The 19,104-nt window shown below is 40.0% G+C and carries 15 protein-coding genes and 1 riboswitch; of the genes, 6 read left to right on the forward strand and 9 right to left on the reverse strand.

Features of this window, described 5'->3' with window-relative positions; genetic code table 11:
* Nucleotides 1-99: 99 nt before the first annotated feature.
* Entirely contained in the window at nucleotides 100-1,158 is a 1,059-nt protein-coding gene (locus I6F42_RS02685) for a S66 peptidase family protein (RefSeq protein ID WP_197150784.1), read from the forward strand.
* An 80-nt stretch (nucleotides 1,159-1,238) separates the two neighbouring features.
* Nucleotides 1,239-1,416, forward strand: a riboswitch (FMN riboswitch).
* Nucleotides 1,417-1,662: 246 nt separating this feature from the next.
* The gene (ribB, locus tag I6F42_RS02690; protein ID WP_197151119.1) at nucleotides 1,663-2,316 is read left to right on the forward strand and encodes a 3,4-dihydroxy-2-butanone-4-phosphate synthase; all 654 of its coding nucleotides are present in this window, start codon (nucleotides 1,663-1,665) and stop codon (nucleotides 2,314-2,316) included.
* Nucleotides 2,317-2,395: 79 nt separating this feature from the next.
* On the opposite strand, the gene I6F42_RS02695 is transcribed toward ribB, so the two are convergent.
* Both I6F42_RS02695 and I6F42_RS02700 read right to left on the reverse strand, forming a co-directional pair.
* A complete protein-coding gene (locus I6F42_RS02695; protein ID WP_197150785.1) occupies nucleotides 2,396-3,052 on the reverse strand; it encodes a nitroreductase family protein in 657 nt (218 codons plus the stop codon).
* Between the two features lie 368 nt (nucleotides 3,053-3,420).
* On the reverse strand, nucleotides 3,421-4,446 hold the full coding sequence (locus I6F42_RS02700) for a zinc-binding alcohol dehydrogenase family protein (RefSeq protein ID WP_197150786.1): 1,026 nt from the start codon (nucleotides 4,444-4,446) through the stop codon (nucleotides 3,421-3,423).
* Nucleotides 4,447-4,579: 133 nt separating this feature from the next.
* Here I6F42_RS02700 and I6F42_RS02705 point away from each other — a divergent pair, with 133 nt between their 5' ends.
* Nucleotides 4,580-5,518 (forward strand): LysR family transcriptional regulator, encoded by a 939-nt coding sequence (locus I6F42_RS02705; RefSeq protein ID WP_197150787.1) that lies wholly within the window; start codon nucleotides 4,580-4,582, stop codon nucleotides 5,516-5,518.
* A gap of 12 nt (nucleotides 5,519-5,530) precedes the next feature.
* Here the strand turns inward: I6F42_RS02705 and I6F42_RS02710 are convergent, their stop codons facing one another.
* From I6F42_RS02710 to I6F42_RS02720, 3 genes are all read right to left on the reverse strand, one after another.
* Complete coding sequence (locus I6F42_RS02710; RefSeq protein ID WP_197150790.1) at nucleotides 5,531-6,421, reverse strand: dienelactone hydrolase family protein; 891 nt, start codon at nucleotides 6,419-6,421, stop codon at nucleotides 5,531-5,533.
* Nucleotides 6,422-6,649: 228 nt separating this feature from the next.
* On the reverse strand, nucleotides 6,650-9,799 hold the full coding sequence (locus I6F42_RS02715; RefSeq protein ID WP_197150792.1) for an efflux RND transporter permease subunit: 3,150 nt from the start codon (nucleotides 9,797-9,799) through the stop codon (nucleotides 6,650-6,652).
* Nucleotides 9,800-9,801: 2 nt separating this feature from the next.
* The gene (locus I6F42_RS02720) at nucleotides 9,802-10,980 is read right to left on the reverse strand and encodes an efflux RND transporter periplasmic adaptor subunit (RefSeq protein ID WP_007581894.1); all 1,179 of its coding nucleotides are present in this window, start codon (nucleotides 10,978-10,980) and stop codon (nucleotides 9,802-9,804) included.
* A gap of 169 nt (nucleotides 10,981-11,149) precedes the next feature.
* On the opposite strand from I6F42_RS02720, the gene I6F42_RS02725 reads away from it, so the two are divergent.
* Both I6F42_RS02725 and I6F42_RS02730 read left to right on the forward strand, forming a co-directional pair.
* Nucleotides 11,150-11,413, forward strand: a complete 264-nt coding sequence (locus I6F42_RS02725) for a YkgJ family cysteine cluster protein (protein WP_024612699.1) — start codon at nucleotides 11,150-11,152, stop codon at nucleotides 11,411-11,413.
* Nucleotides 11,414-11,617: 204 nt separating this feature from the next.
* Complete coding sequence (locus tag I6F42_RS02730; protein ID WP_007581896.1) at nucleotides 11,618-12,088, forward strand: hypothetical protein; 471 nt, start codon at nucleotides 11,618-11,620, stop codon at nucleotides 12,086-12,088.
* Between the two features lie 108 nt (nucleotides 12,089-12,196).
* On the opposite strand, the gene I6F42_RS02735 is transcribed toward I6F42_RS02730, so the two are convergent.
* Nucleotides 12,197-14,062: a TonB-dependent siderophore receptor gene (locus I6F42_RS02735; RefSeq protein ID WP_197150793.1), complete on the reverse strand. Its 1,866-nt coding sequence runs from the start codon at nucleotides 14,060-14,062 to the stop codon at nucleotides 12,197-12,199.
* A 187-nt stretch (nucleotides 14,063-14,249) separates the two neighbouring features.
* On the opposite strand from I6F42_RS02735, the gene I6F42_RS02740 reads away from it, so the two are divergent.
* A complete protein-coding gene (locus I6F42_RS02740) occupies nucleotides 14,250-14,738 on the forward strand; it encodes a peptide-methionine (S)-S-oxide reductase (RefSeq protein ID WP_197150794.1) in 489 nt (162 codons plus the stop codon).
* Between the two features lie 382 nt (nucleotides 14,739-15,120).
* Here the strand turns inward: I6F42_RS02740 and I6F42_RS02745 are convergent, their stop codons facing one another.
* From I6F42_RS02745 to I6F42_RS02755, 3 genes are all read right to left on the reverse strand, one after another.
* Nucleotides 15,121-15,672, reverse strand: coding sequence for a DUF4136 domain-containing protein (locus I6F42_RS02745; protein ID WP_007581899.1), 552 nt, complete (start codon nucleotides 15,670-15,672; stop codon nucleotides 15,121-15,123).
* Between the two features lie 108 nt (nucleotides 15,673-15,780).
* A complete protein-coding gene (locus tag I6F42_RS02750; RefSeq protein WP_197150795.1) occupies nucleotides 15,781-18,558 on the reverse strand; it encodes an ATPase in 2,778 nt (925 codons plus the stop codon).
* A complete protein-coding gene (locus tag I6F42_RS02755) occupies nucleotides 18,555-19,103 on the reverse strand; it encodes a hypothetical protein (RefSeq protein ID WP_010553432.1) in 549 nt (182 codons plus the stop codon). The genes I6F42_RS02750 and I6F42_RS02755 overlap by 4 nt, the downstream gene beginning before the upstream one ends.
* Nucleotide 19,104 lies beyond the last annotated feature (1 nt).

Raw genomic sequence — 19,104 nt, forward strand, 5'->3', positions numbered from 1 at the left:
ACTTATATCAATTTACTAAAAAAATGAGCATTTAGCGCATCAAATAACTCGCTGATTTAATGTAATTGGTATTAACGTATTCTCTAAAAAGGAAAATATATGCCTAATATACTTTACCCAGCGCCTTTAAAAGTAGGATCAAAAATAGCAATTTGTTCACTTTCATCAGGCCTTAAAGAAAAGTACCATGCACGGTTAGACATTGTTATTAATGGATTAAAACATCGAGGGTATGATGTTGTTGAAGGAGAGTTTTTACGTCAAAGCAAACCGCTTGGACAGCTTAACGCCAAAGCGCACGCTCAGCAGTTAATGGGTTTTTTATTAGATGATGAGATAGATGCAATTATGCCTCCATTTGGTGGCGAGCTTGCAATGGAAATACTGCCCCTACTTGATTTTAACGCAATTAAAGAAGCAAAGCCTAAATGGTTAGTTGGGTTCTCTGATGTAAGCACCATTGCATGCGCACTCACGGCAAAATGCCAATGGGCAACACTACACAGCGCTAATCTTATGCAGTTACATCCTGACGAAAAAAGTCCTTATTGCCTGCAAATATTTGAAACACTAAGTTATGAAGCAGGTAGCAAATTTGAGCAAGCACCGTCATCTCATTATCAAAAAAATAGACCTGATTACGTACAAAACCCAAATGCATTGTTTGAACACACAGAAGTTACTCAGTGGCAGTGTTTAAATTACTTTGATGCACGCACTATTGAAATGTCGGGTCGTTTATTTGGTGGCTGTTTAGATACAGTCGGCTTATTACTCGACTCTCCATTTTTGGCACTACATGAATTTAAAAAACACAGTGCACCCGAAGGGCTTATTTTATACCTAGAAAACTCAGAGCTGACGCCAACAACCGTTGCACGGTTTTTACTTTCATTAAAATTAGCAGGTATATTTGACGATATAAACGGTATTATTATTGGTCGCAGCGTGATCACTCAAGGTCAAGATGCTTCTTTTGATTACCGCCACGCGCTTGATGTTGCACTAGGTGGGTGTTTATTTCCTGTGATTGTTGATGCCGATATTGGTCATGCTCCACCTAACTTAAATTTAGTAAACGGCGCTACTTGTACAATCACCGCTGATATAAATGAAGGTAAAGTAGTCAAAGCCTCATTAAATACCGAGCTTTGTTAGAAGTTTATTCACTTACCTTTGATAAGTAATTAAGTTAAAGGGTATAATAAGTCCGCTTTTATAGCGCTTTAGTTATAAAAGTACATTCTCAGGGCGGGGCGAAATTCCCCACCGGCGGTATGTTTAATGTTATTTATAACTTAAACGAGCCCGCGAGCGCTTTATTTAACTTATTTTTTAACTAGGTTAAGTAAAGGTCAAGCAGATCTGGTGAGATGCCAGAGCCGACGGTTACAGTCCGGATGAAAGAGAATATGGCTTATTATACTAATACCAATTTTATTAAAGACACGATCATTGTATCGCGTTAAGTGAGCTATTTTTTAGCGTTATAATAGGTCACTAATTTAATGCCGTTGGTATAACAGTGTGCGCTGCTTTTTGCTGCGTGCTTTTTGTTATTTTATTTAAGCTATTTTGGTAGTGATCGTTTTAAATTTAAAGCGATGTATTACTGATCCTTTCACAGTCCTGAATCTATTATTTTTTATTTGGAATATAATGATGATTCAGTCTCTACTTACTCAATTCGGCGAAAGCCATATCCGCGTACAAAGCGCAATTGCTGCACTACAGCAAGGGCAAGGCGTACTTGTTGTTGATGACGAAAACCGTGAAAATGAAGGCGATTTTGTATTTTCAGCTGAGCATTTAACGACTTCTCAAATGGCCGAAATGATCCGCGAAGGCAGCGGTATTGTTTGCTTATGCATGGGGGAGGAGCGCATTAAACAGCTCGACTTACCGCAAATGGTAACCCACAACACAAGTCAAAATAACACCGCTTATACAGTCACTATTGAAGCTAAGCATGGCGTTACAACAGGCGTGTCTGCTGCTGATAGAGTAACTACTATAAAAGCAGCGACAGCCGATAACGCTAAACCAAGTGATTTATCGCGCCCTGGGCATGTATTTGGTTTAAAAGCACAAACGGGCGGAGTATTAGTTCGTCGTGGTCATACCGAAGCATCCGTTGATTTAATGCAGCTTGCCGGCTTAAAACCATTTGGCGTAATTTGCGAACTAACAAATCCAGATGGTTCAATGGCGCGCTTACCTGAGGTGAGTGATTATGCTAATAAACACAATATGACTGTGGTTTCTATTGAGGATTTAGTGCAATACATTCAGGCTGCGCAGCTTCAAGTAAGTTAAACTGCTTTAAAGCAAAAAACCACTTATTTAAATAAGTGGTTTTTTAATATTGTTATCATTTAAGTTTATAACGTATTACTTATAAAACCTGAATAACTTGCTCTTTTGCCAAGCGAGATTTAGGTAATTTAGCATTATAGTCTTCTGCGCTATCGTGATAGCCAAGTACTAATGCTACGTCGCACACGTAACCATCAAGTTCTTTTTCAAAAACTTCGCCAATCAGCTCGGCATCTACGCCTTCCATTGGAGTAGAGTCAACACCTAAGCGTGCAGCTGCATGCATAGTGTTACCCAGTGCAATGTAAGTTTGTGCTTTAGTCCACTCTTCATTAACGCCTTGCTCATCAGTATTCATATCAACAAACGCGTAAGCACCAAAAGCTTGTTCGCGATTTTCTGCTTTAGTACGACCATTTTTAATATCTGCACCAATGATTTGTGCGTAATCATCGCGGGTATATTTAGGGTTGTGAGCAAATAATATTATATGCGAAGCTGTTTTAATGTGTGGCTGGTTAAACGCAAATTTATTAGCAAATGTACTATGCATACGCTCTTTAGCCTCATCTGATTCAATTACGATGAATTTCCAAGGCTGCGAGTTAATAGATGAAGGAGACAGGCGCATAGCTTCGTAAATAACGGTTAAATCGTCTTGAGATACACGTTTCGTTGCATCGTAACGTTTTGCTGTGTAGCGCTTTTCTAAGTCATTAATAATAGGATGAGTCATTAGTTTTTCCATTGAGTAGGTGTTTTACCAGTATTTACTATGTTGAGTCAGTTTTAGTAAAAACAAACCCTTTTAAAAATTTATTACAAAAATAATATCGTGCTTTTAAATCACTCTACTTACTTAATACAATCGATATATCTACGTAACGTAAGGCTTATCAATATAGTTATGTGCGGATAATAGAGGATTATTACAATATGATAAACAGGTATATTGTTGAATCATTATCAAATATTATTAGGTAATAGTTTCTTTAATAAATATAAATACAGCAAAAGCCACCCCGAAATATTGGGCGGAGACGCCAATTGCATTGGCGCCTTTAATCAATTCAGGTATAAATAAGGCGAGTAATATTTATAGAATTAAAAACCTTCCAACACTATTTTGCCAATAGAGCGACCGCCTTCAAGCTCTTCGTGAGCAATACGTAAATTAGCCGCATTTATAGTGCCTAAGTTTTTACCAATCGTGGTTTGAATGTGGCCCTGATCAATTAACTCAGCAACATGATTTAATAACTTACTTTGCTCAATTAAATCTTTGGCATTAAACATTGAGCGGGCAAACATAAATTCCCAATGTAGCGATAAACTCTTCATTTTTAATTTGCTAACGTCTAGTGACTCAGGGTCGTCAATCATTGCAATTTTACCAAATGGTGCAAGTACCTCTGTATACGCTTCAAAGTAAGTATCAGTACTATGCAGGCTTGCTACATGTGTTACCGAGCCAATGTTTAATGCATCAATTTGAGCGGGTAATGGTTTTGTATGGTCAACGACATAATCTGCGCCTAGTTTTTTAACCCATGCTTGCGAGCTTTCGCGCGATGCAGTGGCAATCACTGTTGCGCCAGTAATCGCTTTAGCGAGTTGAATAAAAATAGAGCCAACGCCGCCTGCTGCACCAGTTACTAAAATAACTTCGTCTGATTTTGTTGTTGCATCAGCGGCTTGTTTTACAATGTTTAAATGCTCAAATAATAATTCGTACGCTGTTATTGCAGTAAGTGGTAATGCAGCAGCTTCAGCATCGGTTAAGCTCTGCGGTTTAAATCCTACAATGCGCTCATCCACTATTTGAAATTCTGCATTACTACCTGGGCGAGTAATGTCACCTGCGTAATAAACCACATCACCGAGTTTAAATGCCGTTACAGCATCGCCGATTGCAACAACTTCACCAACGGCATCCCAACCAATAACTTTTACTTCACCCTCAGCAGGGGGCATAGATGCACGCACTTTGTAATCTGCTGGGTTAACTGCAATAGCTTTAACTTTAATTAATAAATCTCGACCTGTTGCAACTGGCTGTGGTAATTCAACATCAATTAACGATTCAGGATTAGAAACAGGAAGAGATTTTTTATAACCAATGGCTTTCATAGTAAATGTCCTAATTTGTTTACATATAAGGTGCAAGCCATGCTTTGGCTAGCTGATGGATATATAGTAGACCTTGCTTTAATATAGATAAACCGCATAATTGTTGAATCATTATCAAATATAAATAGATAATATGAACATAGAAGATTTAAAACTTATTTTAAAAGTCGCTGAGTTTAGAAGTATTACGCTCGCAGCTGCTAAGTTAGATATGCGTACAGCCACAGCAAGCGCTGCTATTAAACGTGTTGAGGCAGCCCTTGGTAGTGAGCTATTTGTTCGTACCACACGTCATTTAAGGTTGTCTGCTGCTGGGGAGCGCTACATACCACAATGTGAACAGGCTCTAGCAGTGCTTGAACTCGCAAAACAAAACCTTAAAGGTGAACACGACGAAATAGAAGGGGAGCTGCGTGTTGCACTTTCATCTGATTTAGGACGTAACTTGGTGATCCCATGGATTGATGAACTCATGGACACTTACCCTAAATTAAGTTTAAGAACACATATAAGTGATAGCAATATCGACTTTTATCGTGACTCAGTTGATATAGCGCTTCGTTATGGCTCGCCTAATGATGCAAGCGTTTATGGTTTTAAAATTTGTAACGTACCACGCTTATTATGTGCAACTGACGAATATCTCTTACAAAACGGGACTCCCGTGCACCCTGATGATTTAGCGTCGCATCAAGGTTTGTTTTATCAGTTGCAGGATATTATAAATAATACGTGGGAATTCAGTGATGGTGAGTCAAAATATAAAGTTAAAATGAATGGCAGGCGCGCCTCAAACGATGGCGATTTAGTCAGGCGCTGGTGCGTTGCAGGTAAGGGCTTAGCTGTAAAGTCGGCACTTGATATAGCCGACGATTTACTCAATGACAGAGTGGTTACTGTTATGCCAAATTATCAACATGTTAATGGTGAACTTTGGCTTATTTGCCCAAGTAGGCAGTCAATAACCCCAGCGGTTCGTTTACTACGTGATGCATGCAGAGAAAAATCCCAAGCTATTTTGCAGCAGTTGGTCAATAAAGGCATTATTGATAAAAGCGTATTAAAGGATTAATACGCAATCAGATCAACTTAGCTTTTTATTAAAAAACTCAACGGTACGTTGCCATGCAAGCTCAGCATTGTCTTTATCATATCGACCTGTAGAGTCGTTATGAAAACCATGATTTGCCCCTTTATACATATGCATAGTGTACTCAACATTATTGGCTTTTAAGTCTTGTTCGTACTGTGGCCACGACGCGTTTACACGTTTATCAAGCTCACCTAATTGAATCATTAATGGTGCTTTAATATTTTTACGTAAACTTTCACTGGCGGGAGTGCCGTAAAAAGGTACGCCGGCACTGATTAAATTACTATCTACAGCCGCTAAATAGTTAACAATGTAGCCGCCAAAACAAAAACCGACAGCGCCTAACTTACCGTTACTGTTAGCATGCGATTTTAAAAAGTGTGCTGCGGCTACAAAATCGTTTTGAATTTTAGCGCGATCCATGGTTTTTTGCATAGCGCGTCCTTCATCATCATTACCAGGGTAGCCACCCAGTGGAAATAGCGCATCGGGTGCAAATGCAATAAAGCCTATCTTCGCTAAGCGTCTTGCTACATCCTTTACGTATGGGTTTAATCCACGGTTTTCGTGTATCACAAGAACAACAGGGAGCTTACCTTCTACATTTTTAGGGGTTGCTAAGTAACCTTTGCCTTTACCGTGCCCGTCTGGCGAATCAAATTCTTCGTATGTTGCTTTAATATCATCGTCATTAAACGATACTTGTTCAGCAAGTGCATAGTTAGGTAATAATGCTGATGTAAGTACAGCCATCGAAAAGCCAAGTGCAGCAAGGCCACCGAGTTTTTTCATAAAAGTACGTCGGTCCATTAAACCGTGGGCGTATTCGTCATACCAATCAAAGGCTTCTTGAGGAATGTGATCAGAGGGAGATGTATTCATGGCTGTTCCTTAATTTTATTATGTCTATTTATTATTTAAATACCATAACGTATTAGGGATAAAAAACGAGCAATATTTCTATCAATTATTAGGACTGTTAATTAATCCTGCGTGTTAAAAAATAAGTAATAGAAGTAATGTTAGCAAATAGGTGAATATCATTTTTAAGCTAAAAATAAAAAGCTCGGCATAATATGCCGAGCTTTTTTGGTTGGGATGTTACTTAATTTAGCTGTGAGTAGGCGCTGGTTGGGCATCTACTAGTGGTGGCTTGCCACGCATTTTACGTACTAATCGTTTAGCATCTTCTAGTGCAACATACTGGCACGGTATAAGTATCAGTGTAATTACTGTGGCAAATAACACACCAAAAGCAAGTGATACAGCCATCGGGATAACAATTTTAGCTTGTAAACTCGTTTCAAAAATAATTGGCATTACACCAATAAAGGTAGTGATTGAGGTGAGTAATATTGCTCTAAAGCGACGAGCACCGGCTTGCATTACAGCATCCTTAATCGAAACACCTTCAGCGCGGGCTTTGTTTACAAAATCAACCATAACGAGGGAATCATTTACGACCACACCCGCTACAGCAATAATGCCAAACATCGATAAGCTACTCATGGTCATACCTAAAATCATATGGCCAAACATAGCGCCCACTACACCAAACGGAATAACCGACATTATAATAAGTGGCTGCGAGTAAGAGCGAAGTGGAATCGCTAACAAGGCAAATATAATCATCATCGATATACCAAAGTCACGAAGCTGCTCTGAAGCGCTATCCATCTCTTCTTGAATACGGCCAGCTACATCACTTGTAACACCAGGGTAGCTTTTAAGTAATGATGGTAAGTATTCATCGCGAATTTCCTCGGCAATCGCAAATGGTTCGGCTTGGTCGGTATTTACCGCAGCCCAAACGTTAACTGTACGTTTAGAGTTTTCGCGACGAATACGGTTTACACCGTCAACCAGCTTAACTTCGGCTATTTCACTTAGCGGTACTTCAGCGCCAGTAGGTGTAATAATACGCACACTTGCTATGTCACTTATTGAGTTACGTTCGTCTTCTGGATAGCGGATCATGACTTTAATTTCTTCGCCTTCACGCAATATTCGCTGCGCTTCTAAGCCGTAGTAACTAAAGCTAACTTGCGATGCGACATCAGCAAGCGTTAAACCCATGCTGTAAGCGAGTGGTTTTAAATCAAGTTGCACTTCGTCGGTAGCGCTTTGCATTGAATCGTTTACGTCGCCAACGCCTTCCATTGTTTGTAATTTGGCTTTTAATTTACCTGCCACTTCTTTTAGCTCGTCAGCATTTTTGCCTTCAAGTTTAAAGCTAACGTCGCCATCATCTCGACCGCCATTCATTATGCTGTCTTGAATAGTCATGGTTTTAATGCCAGGTAGAGCGGGCATTTGCTCGCGCCATAACGCACTTAGGGCAAAGGTATCGATAGGGCGTAAATCAGGCTCTACCAAAATGGCCATAATATTTGCTTGCGTTCGTCCGCGCAGGCTTACCGATAAATCGCGGATCATCGGTTTACCGTATTGCTCTTGTAGTTGCTGATCGACCTTTAACAACACGCTTTCTATTTTACGTGCGGTTTCAAGCGTTGCTTGCTCAGATGAAGCAAGGTTCATCTCTATATCAATACGGGGAAAGTCGTGCGGTATTTTAGGGTTTGGTACAAACTTAACTAAACCACCTGCAAACATACCTGCGCTTACAATAAGCAAACACATAAAGCCAACAATTACGGTATAGCGGTAGTGAATACAGCGGCTAACAAAAGGAAGGTAGTAGTTATTCACAAAGCCTTTTAAACCACTATCAATCACCATACGTAAGCGATGTAATGGATTTTTAGGATTTGGTTTACGCGGGTTCATTGCTGCAATGTGCGCAGGTAAAATAAGTTTTGATTCAATGAGTGAAAAAATCAAACATAAAATAATAACGCCACCAATGGCCTTAGAAAAAGCAGCACCAGGGCCGGTTGCGAGTGTTTGTGGTAAAAATGCCGCAATAGTTGTTAGTACACCAAAGGTTGCTGGCATCGCAACACGTTTTACGCCGCGTACTACGTTATCAAGTGTATGGCCGTATTTTTCTATTTCGGCACTGGCTGACTCGCCCACAACAATGGCGTCATCAACAACAATCCCGAGCACAAGTATAAAGGCAAAAAGAGAGGCTAGGTTAATTGTTACGTCTAAAAAGCCAATGGGCATAAACAAAAAGGCACCTAGAAAAGACACCGGTAAGCCCATCATTACCCAAAATGCCAAGCGTAACGGTAAAAATAGTGCCAGCACTATCATTACTAACAAGCCACCCCAAATCATGTTATCGACCATCATATCAAGTCGACCTTCAAGGTAGTAAGTTAAATCAACAATAGGAGATAGCTTAACACCTGCAGGTAAAAGCGGCTCTTTAGCTGCCATGTAGCTTTTAAGTACTTTTGCTACATCGGTAATGTCTTGATCTTTTGATGCGTTAACTTCAAACGAGAGTGAATTTTTACCATTGTATTTTGAATACTGCAGACCTTCTTCAAAGCCATCATTAATAGTTGCAACATCGCCTAAATAAATTTGTGCGCCATCAGCAAGGGTAATAAGGGGGAGTTTTTCAAACTCAAAACCACGGTAGGCTTGTTTTTCAACACGCATCGAAATATAACCGTTTTCAGATCGTATTTGCCCCGCCGACATATTGGCCGAAAAGTTTTGTACAGCGCCTGCAATATCTCTAAATGTTAAGCCATATTCGCGCAGTTTATCGGGGCTAACTTCTATACCAATTTCGTACTCTAAACCGCCGTTAAAATTAACAAGGTTAACGTGAGGCAGTGCTTGTAACTCGTCTTTTATATCGTTGCCAAGCTCTTTTAACTGGTAGTTACTCATGTCGCCATAAAGCGCGAGTATCATTACCTCTTGCTCAAACTTATCGCGGCGAACAACAGGGCGCTCCATTCCCGCAGGAAAGGTATTTATTGAATCAACTTGTACTTTAATTTCATCAAGTACTTCTTGTGGATTGTATTGTTCTTCTATTTCAATCCACGCTTGTGAAAAACCACGGTTAGAGTAAGTAATTAGGCGTTTAATGCCTTCAATACCTTCGAGGTTTTCTTCAACTTTTATGGTTATGCCTTCTTCAACCTCTTGCGGGGCTGCACCTGGGTAAACTGCTTGTACGCTTATCCAGTTGCTTTCAAACTGTGGGAACATTTGTTTGCGAATGGTCATCGCCATTAAAATACCGCCCACTAATATAAATATCATTAGTAGGTTGGCAGCAACGGGATTTCGGGCAAACCATGCTATTAACCCTGTTTCACGAGTGTTCATGATTATTCCTCTTTCAGCGCAAGTTGAGTTACATCAGTTTTATCAGGCGCAATATCTTCAACTTTTACTGCCATACCTTCAGTTGGATACTCAAGCGCTGAGGTAACAATTTGCTCGCCATTTTTTAGCCCTTGGCTGGCTATAATCATGCCGTTTTGTTCGCGTATAATATTGAGAGTTTTAAACGATAATGTTAAATCGTCATTTAAAATTACAATTTTATTATCTTTAACTAAATGATGCGCAACAATAATTGCGTTATCAAGCGGGCGACCTTCAATGGTAGCGTTAATGTATGAACCAAAACGAAGAGGGCGTGTTTTATCGCCATAAGGTGTTGCAAGTTGTGCAACCAAGTAGCTCATACGGCTTGTTTGATCAACCACACCTTCGGTGCGAATTACTTTGGCTTGCCACATTGTTTGCTTACCCGCGTATTCTGCGTTAAATGTAACATTTGAGCCTACGCCGCCATTTTTTAAATATTGTAGTTCTTGGTCGGCAACGGGTAAACGTACCTCTGCAACTGAGGTTGCACTCAATGCACCAAAACTATTACCTGGGTTTACTACTGAACCCAAGCTAATTGTGCGTTCATTAATAATGGCATCGTATGGGGCTTTAATATAAGTACGTTCAAGATTACGGCTAGCACGTTTAACACTTGCTTGAGCAGAGCGGTAACGCGCTAATTTTTCGGCCAGTTGTGGTTTACGTAAATAAAGTTCTGAGGCAATAGCTTCGCTTGAGTCCGATTTAATACGCTCCCATTCAGCTTTTGCTACATGTGCTTGTGCGCGTTCTATTTCAAGTGCTGAGCTTGCTTGTGCTAAACCTGCTTGCGCTTCAATAAAGTCTGCCTCGTAATCATTTGCATCAATTCGTGCTAAAATATCGCCTTGCTTTACAAACGCGCCTTCAACAAATTGATCTGATACCGAAATAACTTGCCCACTAACTTGTGCTATCAGCTCGGTACGGTCCTTTGGTTTAACAATGCCGTACGATTTAACATCAAGCGTTATAGAATCTAAAAGTATGCTTTGTGTTGCAACTAAAGGGCGTAAATCTTGCTCTGGCTTTTCTTCGGGTGGTTTTTTCATTGCCATAAAGGCGAAAGCTAAAGCAATACCGCCTGCTAAAACAGCAATTGGGAGTATTATTTGTTTTGTAGTAGCCACAAGGCATTCCTTCATAATTGGTGGTGACAGAGCAATAATACGCAATAAAGTGTTTACAAGGCGTTTTAAGATGTAACAAAGCATTACATATGTACATTACAACTGAACATGCGGCTAATTACGTTCCTAAAAAGGAATTAAAGTAAGTGTGTTTTATTCAGAGGATATTATGAAAACCGAATCGATGAGTTGCAGGCTAGGCTGCGGCGCATGTTGTATTGCGCCAAGTATTAGTTCGCCTATACCAGGTATGCCAAATGGTAAAAAGGCCGGAGAGCGCTGTATTCAGCTGGACGAACGTAATTTATGTAAGTTATTTGGTGATTCAAGCCGACCTAAAGTATGTAGTGATTTTAGCGCCACATTTGATGTGTGCGGGTCAACAAATGCACAAGCTTTAGCGCTTATTACAGAGCTTGAAGAGCTAACTTAATCCTCGTTTTTAATACACATCTATTTACAATATATTATTAATAAAAATCTTCACAAGGTTATTAAAAGCAGTCGTTAATTTATTTAATGGCGAAATATTAGACATATTTAACTTTGTTGCTAATATAGGAAATTGTAAGATACTTTTTATAAATCTCATTTATAGGTGATTTCGTTCAATCTTAATTTTTAAAAGGAAAGAAAAATGAAAAATTTACTTACAGCATTTACATTAGGTGTGACTTTATTAGGTTGTTCAAACTTACCCATTAAAACCGATATTAAAGAAGACCACTTTAGACTCGAAAACTTTAAAAGAGAGCAGGGAGTAGATCTAGAATATGTCCACTTGATGTGCTTTAACAAAAAACCTACACAATGGGCTGAACCAAAGCAGTATATCAGTGGTGAGCATGATTTATGGGTAAAGGCGAGTGTTTCAAACCCTGATGTTTTAAATAGTCAAAAAGAAGCTTTTGTTAATTTTAACGTTAATTTAGATTCTGATAAAAGCTACATGCTAAATAGAAAAAGGGAAGGGGATAAAATATCAATCTGGATACAAGAAGTTGAAACCGGTACGGTTGTTTCGCAGGTTCTTACAGATGAGCTTAGTCGCCCTTTACAAATTGATAATGAGCTAAGAAAAAGACAATGTCGTTCTGGTTCAATATAAGCTGAGTAATCAAAGCTCTTAATATTTAGTAGGCCGTTTATTCTTTGCTAAATATTTATTCAAAGACCTGTTTTAAATAAACAGGTCTTTGAATGTGATAGCTCAATTCTACCAACTATACGTTGCGCTTAACGTATATTGCTCACCTCGCCCTGGTGTACCAGGTATCTCTTCAAATGATTCACCCCATAAGTTATCTGCTGCTAAAGTAATAAATAAGTTTTTTAGCATTGGCGGCGTAATTTTTAACGTTAAATGGGTAAATAAAGCATCGTCGTCACTACCGCGCAGCGCATTTTCGTGCTGTTTGCGCCACTCGTTATCTATTCTAAACTGCAATATATCAGTAGGATTCCACACTGCGCCGAGTGTTAGGCGGTGATCAGGGAAGTTTAATGCGTAAAAACTAGCGTCAATATCTGCCGCACCGTAATTTTCTGATTTATGAAGGTAGGTGTAACTCGCTACAATTTCGGTTGTTTCAAAGTGTTTAGTTGCTAAGAACTCAATGCCCGTCGTATTTATATCTACAGGGTTTGCAAAGCGTGCAGAGCTTGAATCAAAATTAAACGTCCAATCGGTTAAGTTGTCATCTTTGCGATAAAAAATAGCCGAATTAAGTTGCCAAGTTTGCTCATCAACTAATAAACCTAGCTCTAGGCTTTTAGTCGTTTCGCGCTCAAGGGTGTAATTACTTCTAAATAACCCGCCTGAATCACTTCCGCCAATGGCGGTATAGCCTGCCACTTGGCTCGCCTCTGCGTACGATAAATAAAACGTGCGCTCAAAACCTTTGCTGTTTTGTGTATTAAGCGTTATATCACCAATAAGTGACAGTTCAGAGTCGTCTCTGTTTGTATCGTCAAACGCAGCGCCTAAACGAAATGTAAGTTGTTTATTATCCTCAAGCGCCATTTTGTATTCAGGCAATACGCTTAATTTATAATACTTACGTGAGGTAAAGTTGTTTTCAAGCGTGGTAGATTCAATTGAGTCGTCAATAAACTGTGCTGAATAATTTACAGCAAATACATCGCTTTGAGCATGATGCCCCGATAGCGCTAACGACTTAACTTCACTTTTGTGAAAAGCTTCAAAAGCGCTTGGATTTTCGCGAGAGTAAATATAATGATCGTCGTGTGTGCGGTAATAAGCCGACACTTCAAAGTTACTATCCTGCGCATAATTTTGCTTATGGTTTAGCATTAATAAGCGGGTTTCTAGCTCTTCTGTTTCGTTAACGCCAAATGGAGTGTACAAATTTGGCCAACCAAAAAACTTATCTTGTGAGCCAAAAAACAAATCTGTTTGAGAATCAGCGCCAGCTAATTGAACGCGACCCGATGCACGCGTAAAGTCGTGATCGCCGTTATCAATAGTGCCATCGCTTTGTGAGTGAGAAATCTCGCCTTCAAAACCAAGCTTCCAATCCTTTGCGCCTTCTAGGGGCATACTTACACCTGCATGTAAGCTTTGTAAGTTAAAATCGTTTGTGCCAGTACCTACCGATACACTGCCGCCCGTGCTAATTGGTTTCCAGCCAAACGATACAGTGCCTACAGAGCTATTAGCACCGTTAAGCGCATTGTCTGCGCCAGTTAAAATATAAGGGCCGGTAAGCATTTGCGGTGCAATAGGAATTTCAGCAAAGTAATGACCAGACTGTGGGTCAAGTAAAGTAGCACTACCAACTCTAAAGCCGGTATTTTCAAAAATACCACCGCGTATAGTTACATCGGCTTGCGCTTCAGCCATATTACGTGATTGTAAATCAACACGTGGGTCATACTCTAAATTAGATACCGGAGAGTCAAATGTACCTACAGGTAATGTGTTTGCCGTGGGCGATGCCTCAACCGTTATTTTTTCGATTGCCGGTGATGCCTCAGTTTTATCAGTTACAGCTTCGCCGTAGGCAAAACTGCTCGCGCTGCATAGCAGTGCAGGGAGTATAAAGTGCGGTGACCATTTCATGTTGTGTGTCTCATTTTTTATATGCAATTACGGTAACAATTAAATTCAGAACACACTTTTAAGGCGTGATAAAATAATTCAATTAAACAACTGCGATTTTGGCGCGATTGTACATTAATTCATTAAAAACTGCATTTGATTATCATTTGTAAAGTTAATGCATCTAACAAACTTGGTCACATTTATTATGAATATAAAACAGCAAGATACTATTTACTTTGCAGGTGGCTGCCTGTGGGGCGTGCAAGAGTTTTTAAAGCACTTACCTGGTGTAATAAGTACTGAAGCAGGGCGGGCTAATGGAAAAAACGATAATACACAAGGCGAATACGACGGTTATGCTGAGTGTGTAAAAGTAATATTTAGTACAAAAGAGGTTAGCTTAAACGAGCTGTTTGGCTTCTTTTTTGAGATTATTGATCCGTATAGCGTTAACAAACAAGGGGATGACGTAGGCCCTAAATATCGCACTGCCATTTATAGCAAAAGCCAAGATCATTTAAAGGTCGCTAGCAATTATATAAGCCAGCGAAGTGATGCCAATAAAATTGTAGTAGGGGTCGAGCTGCTAACTAACTACGTGCCAAGCGATCCTGAGCATCAAGACCGCTTAACTAATCACCCTGATGATTACTGTCATATACCGCTTGAGTTACTGCATAAGTATAAATCGTAACTTAGAGTAGGGTAAGCGCATAAAGATAAGTAATTAGAAGCTATCGCTTCTCGCGCAAGCAAGCTTAGCGCCTACGGGTAAAGTTTGACGCGGTGTTTTTTGCATACGTGCAGCTTGCTGACGTGACGAGTCCAGCTCGTAATTTAAGGTTGAATATAGCGTTAGGTAAAGGTAAGTGATTAGAAGCTATCGCTTCTCGCGCAAGCAAGCTTAGCGCCTACAGGTAAAGTTTAATCCGGTGTTTATTTTGTAGACGTGCAGCTTGCTGACGTGACGGGCGTAGCTCGTAATTACTTTATTTTAAAAGTTCCAAAAATACACACCCACAAAAAAGCTCACGTACTGTGAGCTCTTTTAAAACTTACTTATAGCTAATTTTAACTTACTGCTGCTTTTGTGGCGGGAAGTTACTTAAAATTTCGCTCACTGTTTTGTTAATTGATGCTTCACGCTTTTCTGGCGATTGATTTTTCTTTAATCGACCTTCTTTTGCGCCGCGCCATACTAGCTGGTTAGATTCACGATCTACAATATCAATAATCAGTGTACCCACTTCGTATTCACGCGCAGTTGTATCGCGTTGAAAACCAGTACCCCAATAACCCCAATGCGGGCGGTAGTTTATATTGAAGTTGTCTACTTCAAGCTCTTTGTCTACCGATGCATGATAGTTAACAAGTACATCAGCTTGCGCTGCATCAACTAAGCTCATACCTAATGTTTGGCTCAGCTCTGCGTTAACGGCAGTGCGAACACGCTTTTCCATCAGGCCATTAATTTGATAGTTATTTGTGTCTTTAGTTAGGCTGGCGTTTTCTACCCAAGCAAATGTTTTAAAATTACTAAAGTTAGCTGATTTATCGTAATCCCAATCTGGGGTTTGTGTACAGGCTGTAAGAAGTGCTAGCGCTGCAACAATAAGTATATTTTTCATTACGTTTGCTCCAATAAAATGCATTAATTTAAAATAACACACATAGTTTAAATGTGTATTATTTAAACGTCCTATATTTTAGTTTAGTTGGTTTGCCTTAACGGCCAATTAATTGTGTTCAACTTCAATCCAATCTTTTTCATCTACCCAGTTTTGTGCACCGTCTTTTACCGAGCGAATAGGCACAATGTAGTCACAACTTATTTGTGGCTTAACTGAAGCAAATATAGGCACAAAACCAAAGCTTAGTGCGGTTTCTATAATTGCTTTTTGATTTTGTGGGTCAATGTCGGCCGCTTCATCTATATAAATAGGTATACGGTATAGGTTTTGTTCCTGGTCACTCAATAAGTAACGAATAAACAACATGCCACACAATAACTTAATCGTAATACGTGTGCCGTTTGAACCCGCCGAATCTATTTTTTCAAAGTGCTCTGTTTCACCTGCGCGGTTAACCACTTCAAATCGAATATCAAATAAATCGGTAAGTGTTAAGCCCGCTTTATCTGAGGCGAGTTTAATTAAGTGATCTTTCGCTTCGTTTACCGCATTTTCGCTGTACGGTTCTTGGCTAAGTAAATCAAGCGTGTCACCTTGCTCAAACTGATGCGACGTGCTGATAATGGTATCTATACTATCAACCAGCATTTTGCGCGGTATTACGTTAATTTTAAACGCTTGCAGATTTGAAATGCGGTGCTGGCTTATGCCTTTATTAAAGCTGTTCATTTCGCGGCGAAGTCGGTCTAAATCTTCTCGTAAGCCTTTAATGGTCGCAGCCACTTCGGTAAGCGCAACGCGTGCTTGGCGTTCAACCGCATCGCGTTCGTTATCAATATTATAAAAGGCGCTTATTAGCTTTTGGTATTTAGTATATTCGTCGTTTTCGTTGTCGAATTTAGTAATACCCGCGTTATATACATGCAAATAGGTGTTGCGTACGTTTATGTCAAAATTACGCAGCTCTTGGCAGTCTTTATTAAAGTGATGTACTAGGTCGCTTAAGTTATCAAAGTCGACTGTTATATCAATCATGTACGGGGTTACTTTGCCGCTGTATAAATCAAGCATGTGGTCAATTCGCTCGCTTTTAACTTGGCGCAGACGCTCAGTTTGGCGATTAATTTGCTCTTGTTTTGATTTAATTAACGAGCGACGATCGGCAATTGAGCCACTATTTTTTTGAATGTCTTGCAGGTAGTCGTCAACTTGTTCGCGCTCAGCTAATAACTGCTCTTTTAGCATGGCTTGCGCTTCAACCGACTGCTGCATTATATCAAACTGCTCTAAGCGTTTTAGGGCGCTCTCTGCGCTCATAAGCTCATCGTATAACGCGTCTTTTTCTTTTTGCTTGTCGGCAACGTTTGCAGCAACATCGCGCTGTTGCTTAAACTCTTTAAGTGAATGCTCAAGTGCACTGAGCTGAGCGGTTAATTGCTCTTTGTTTTCGCCGCTTTGCATTTGCACAGGCGAGAGCTTTTTAAGCTTAATGCTTGCACCTGGCAGCGTTAGTACACCGCCTTTAACGTTTTCGCTAAGTAGCGATAAAAATTCACCAAACGCATCTTCGTCATCAATGGTTATATCGCCATTAGTGGTGGTTGCAAACGAGAGAATATCTGGGTTTAAAATCCGCGATATTTCTTCTACTTCTTTTAACGAGAGGTCTTCGCGCATGCGGGTAAACAAATTAAACTCAAGGTTTTTAAGTTGCAGCTTTAAGCTCTTAATTTGTTTTTGTGTTTCGCTAATGCGGTAGTCAAGCGTATGTAGGCTTTGCCCTTGTGCGCTGGTTATAGAGTGTGAAAGCGACTCGTAATCTTGCTTTAACTGAGTCAGGCTGGTTTTGAGCGTGGCTTTATTTACCAGTTCAAACTCGCTTTTAAGCGCATCGTAATCTAAAAACCACTGCTCAATTTGAGTTTGTCGGCGCTCTATATCACGCGATTGCTGTACGTATAGGCTTTGCTTTTGCTCAAACTCGTGTTTTTCGTGCTCTATATCTTCAAGCGCTATACCCAGCTCATTAAGTTGCGATTCTTGATAGGTATCAAAATCAATCAGTGCTTGGTCAATTTTAGGCGCATACGCGGCTAATTTACCTTTAAGCACGGTTTGGTTTTCAAGCATTGATTCAAGCGCGGCTATTGGCTCTTGCATTGACTCAAGGGCTTTTAGTTCGCGTTTTGAGCGGTTTACTTTATCAAACGAGCGACGCCATACTTCATAAAAGTCGACCTTAGAGTTCGACATATGGCGTTCAAACACGCGTAGCATAAAGCGTTTTACGTCGCTTGCGCCTAATTTGTGTAAGTTAAGAATACGTCTAAATATTTCTTTATAAATAGAAGAGTCTTGCACATTATTAAGCGGGATCATTTTTAGGTTAATGTCGCCGTCAAAAGGCGTTGCGCCGCCAGTAAGTAGCGCGTTGAGCTCTTGTGCTTTAAGCTCAATAGGATTGTAATTAAGCGATTTTAAATGGTTGAACAGCTTGGTAAATTTAATAATAGTTTTACCTTGCGTGTACTGCTCTAAATCAAGCTTTCCTTGATAACAAAAGTACTGATGCGCGTAACCGGCAATTTTACCAAGTCCCGCAACGCCTATTACTACCGAGCCATGAGGCAAGTTAGCTTCTAGTAAAATGTACGACTGATCGGATGAAAAATAAAACTTACGGGTTTCATCTAAATCGTGTCCGTCCCATTCTGTTAAGCGTAAATCGTTAATAAGTGGAAACTGCAGGGCGTTAATAACCGAGCTTTTACCTGTGTTATTTGGCGCGCAAATAGAGCTGCTTTTATCAAGCGGGATTACACATTTTGCATAGCCTGCGGTGTTAAGTAGGGCGAGTTTACTTAGTCCGTATAGATTTTTCATTCCTCGTCCTCTGTAATGTAGGTTTCTTCGTTTACTTCCATGAGTGCATCTATGTAGCGGTGAATTGGCGCTTGTAGCATAAAGCCGCCTTCTACTTCACGGGCTAAACCTAAGCGCACCATGCGCAGGTAAACGTCTTTACGCAGGTCCGATCCCGAAAATATCTCAAGCTGATCAAACAAATGTTTGTTAATTTGCACCAGCGTTTGCATAAGCTCTAAATCGTTTACGTCGTCAAACAATGCGCGCATTGGGTCTTTACCCGTATTGGCGTAGTGCTCAATTAAAATGTAAATAGTGAGCGCGATAGCGCGAGATATTTTGCCCATATTGGGTGTGCTTTCGTCGCTACCAAAATAATAAAAGCCACGGCTGTCGCGTTTTAAATCGTTACCTAAAGCGGTAAATAGGGCGGTGTAGTCTTCTATGTGTTGGTCAAGCTCTTGCCACATTACGTTGTCTTGCTCGCAAATGTGATAACCCGCTACTAATTTTTTATTAATGGCTTGTAGGTGGGTTAGCTCGTCTAAGTTTATGTGTGTCATG

The organism is Pseudoalteromonas sp. SWYJZ12, assembly GCF_015864395.1.
GTDB lineage: Bacteria > Pseudomonadota > Gammaproteobacteria > Enterobacterales > Alteromonadaceae > Pseudoalteromonas > Pseudoalteromonas arctica.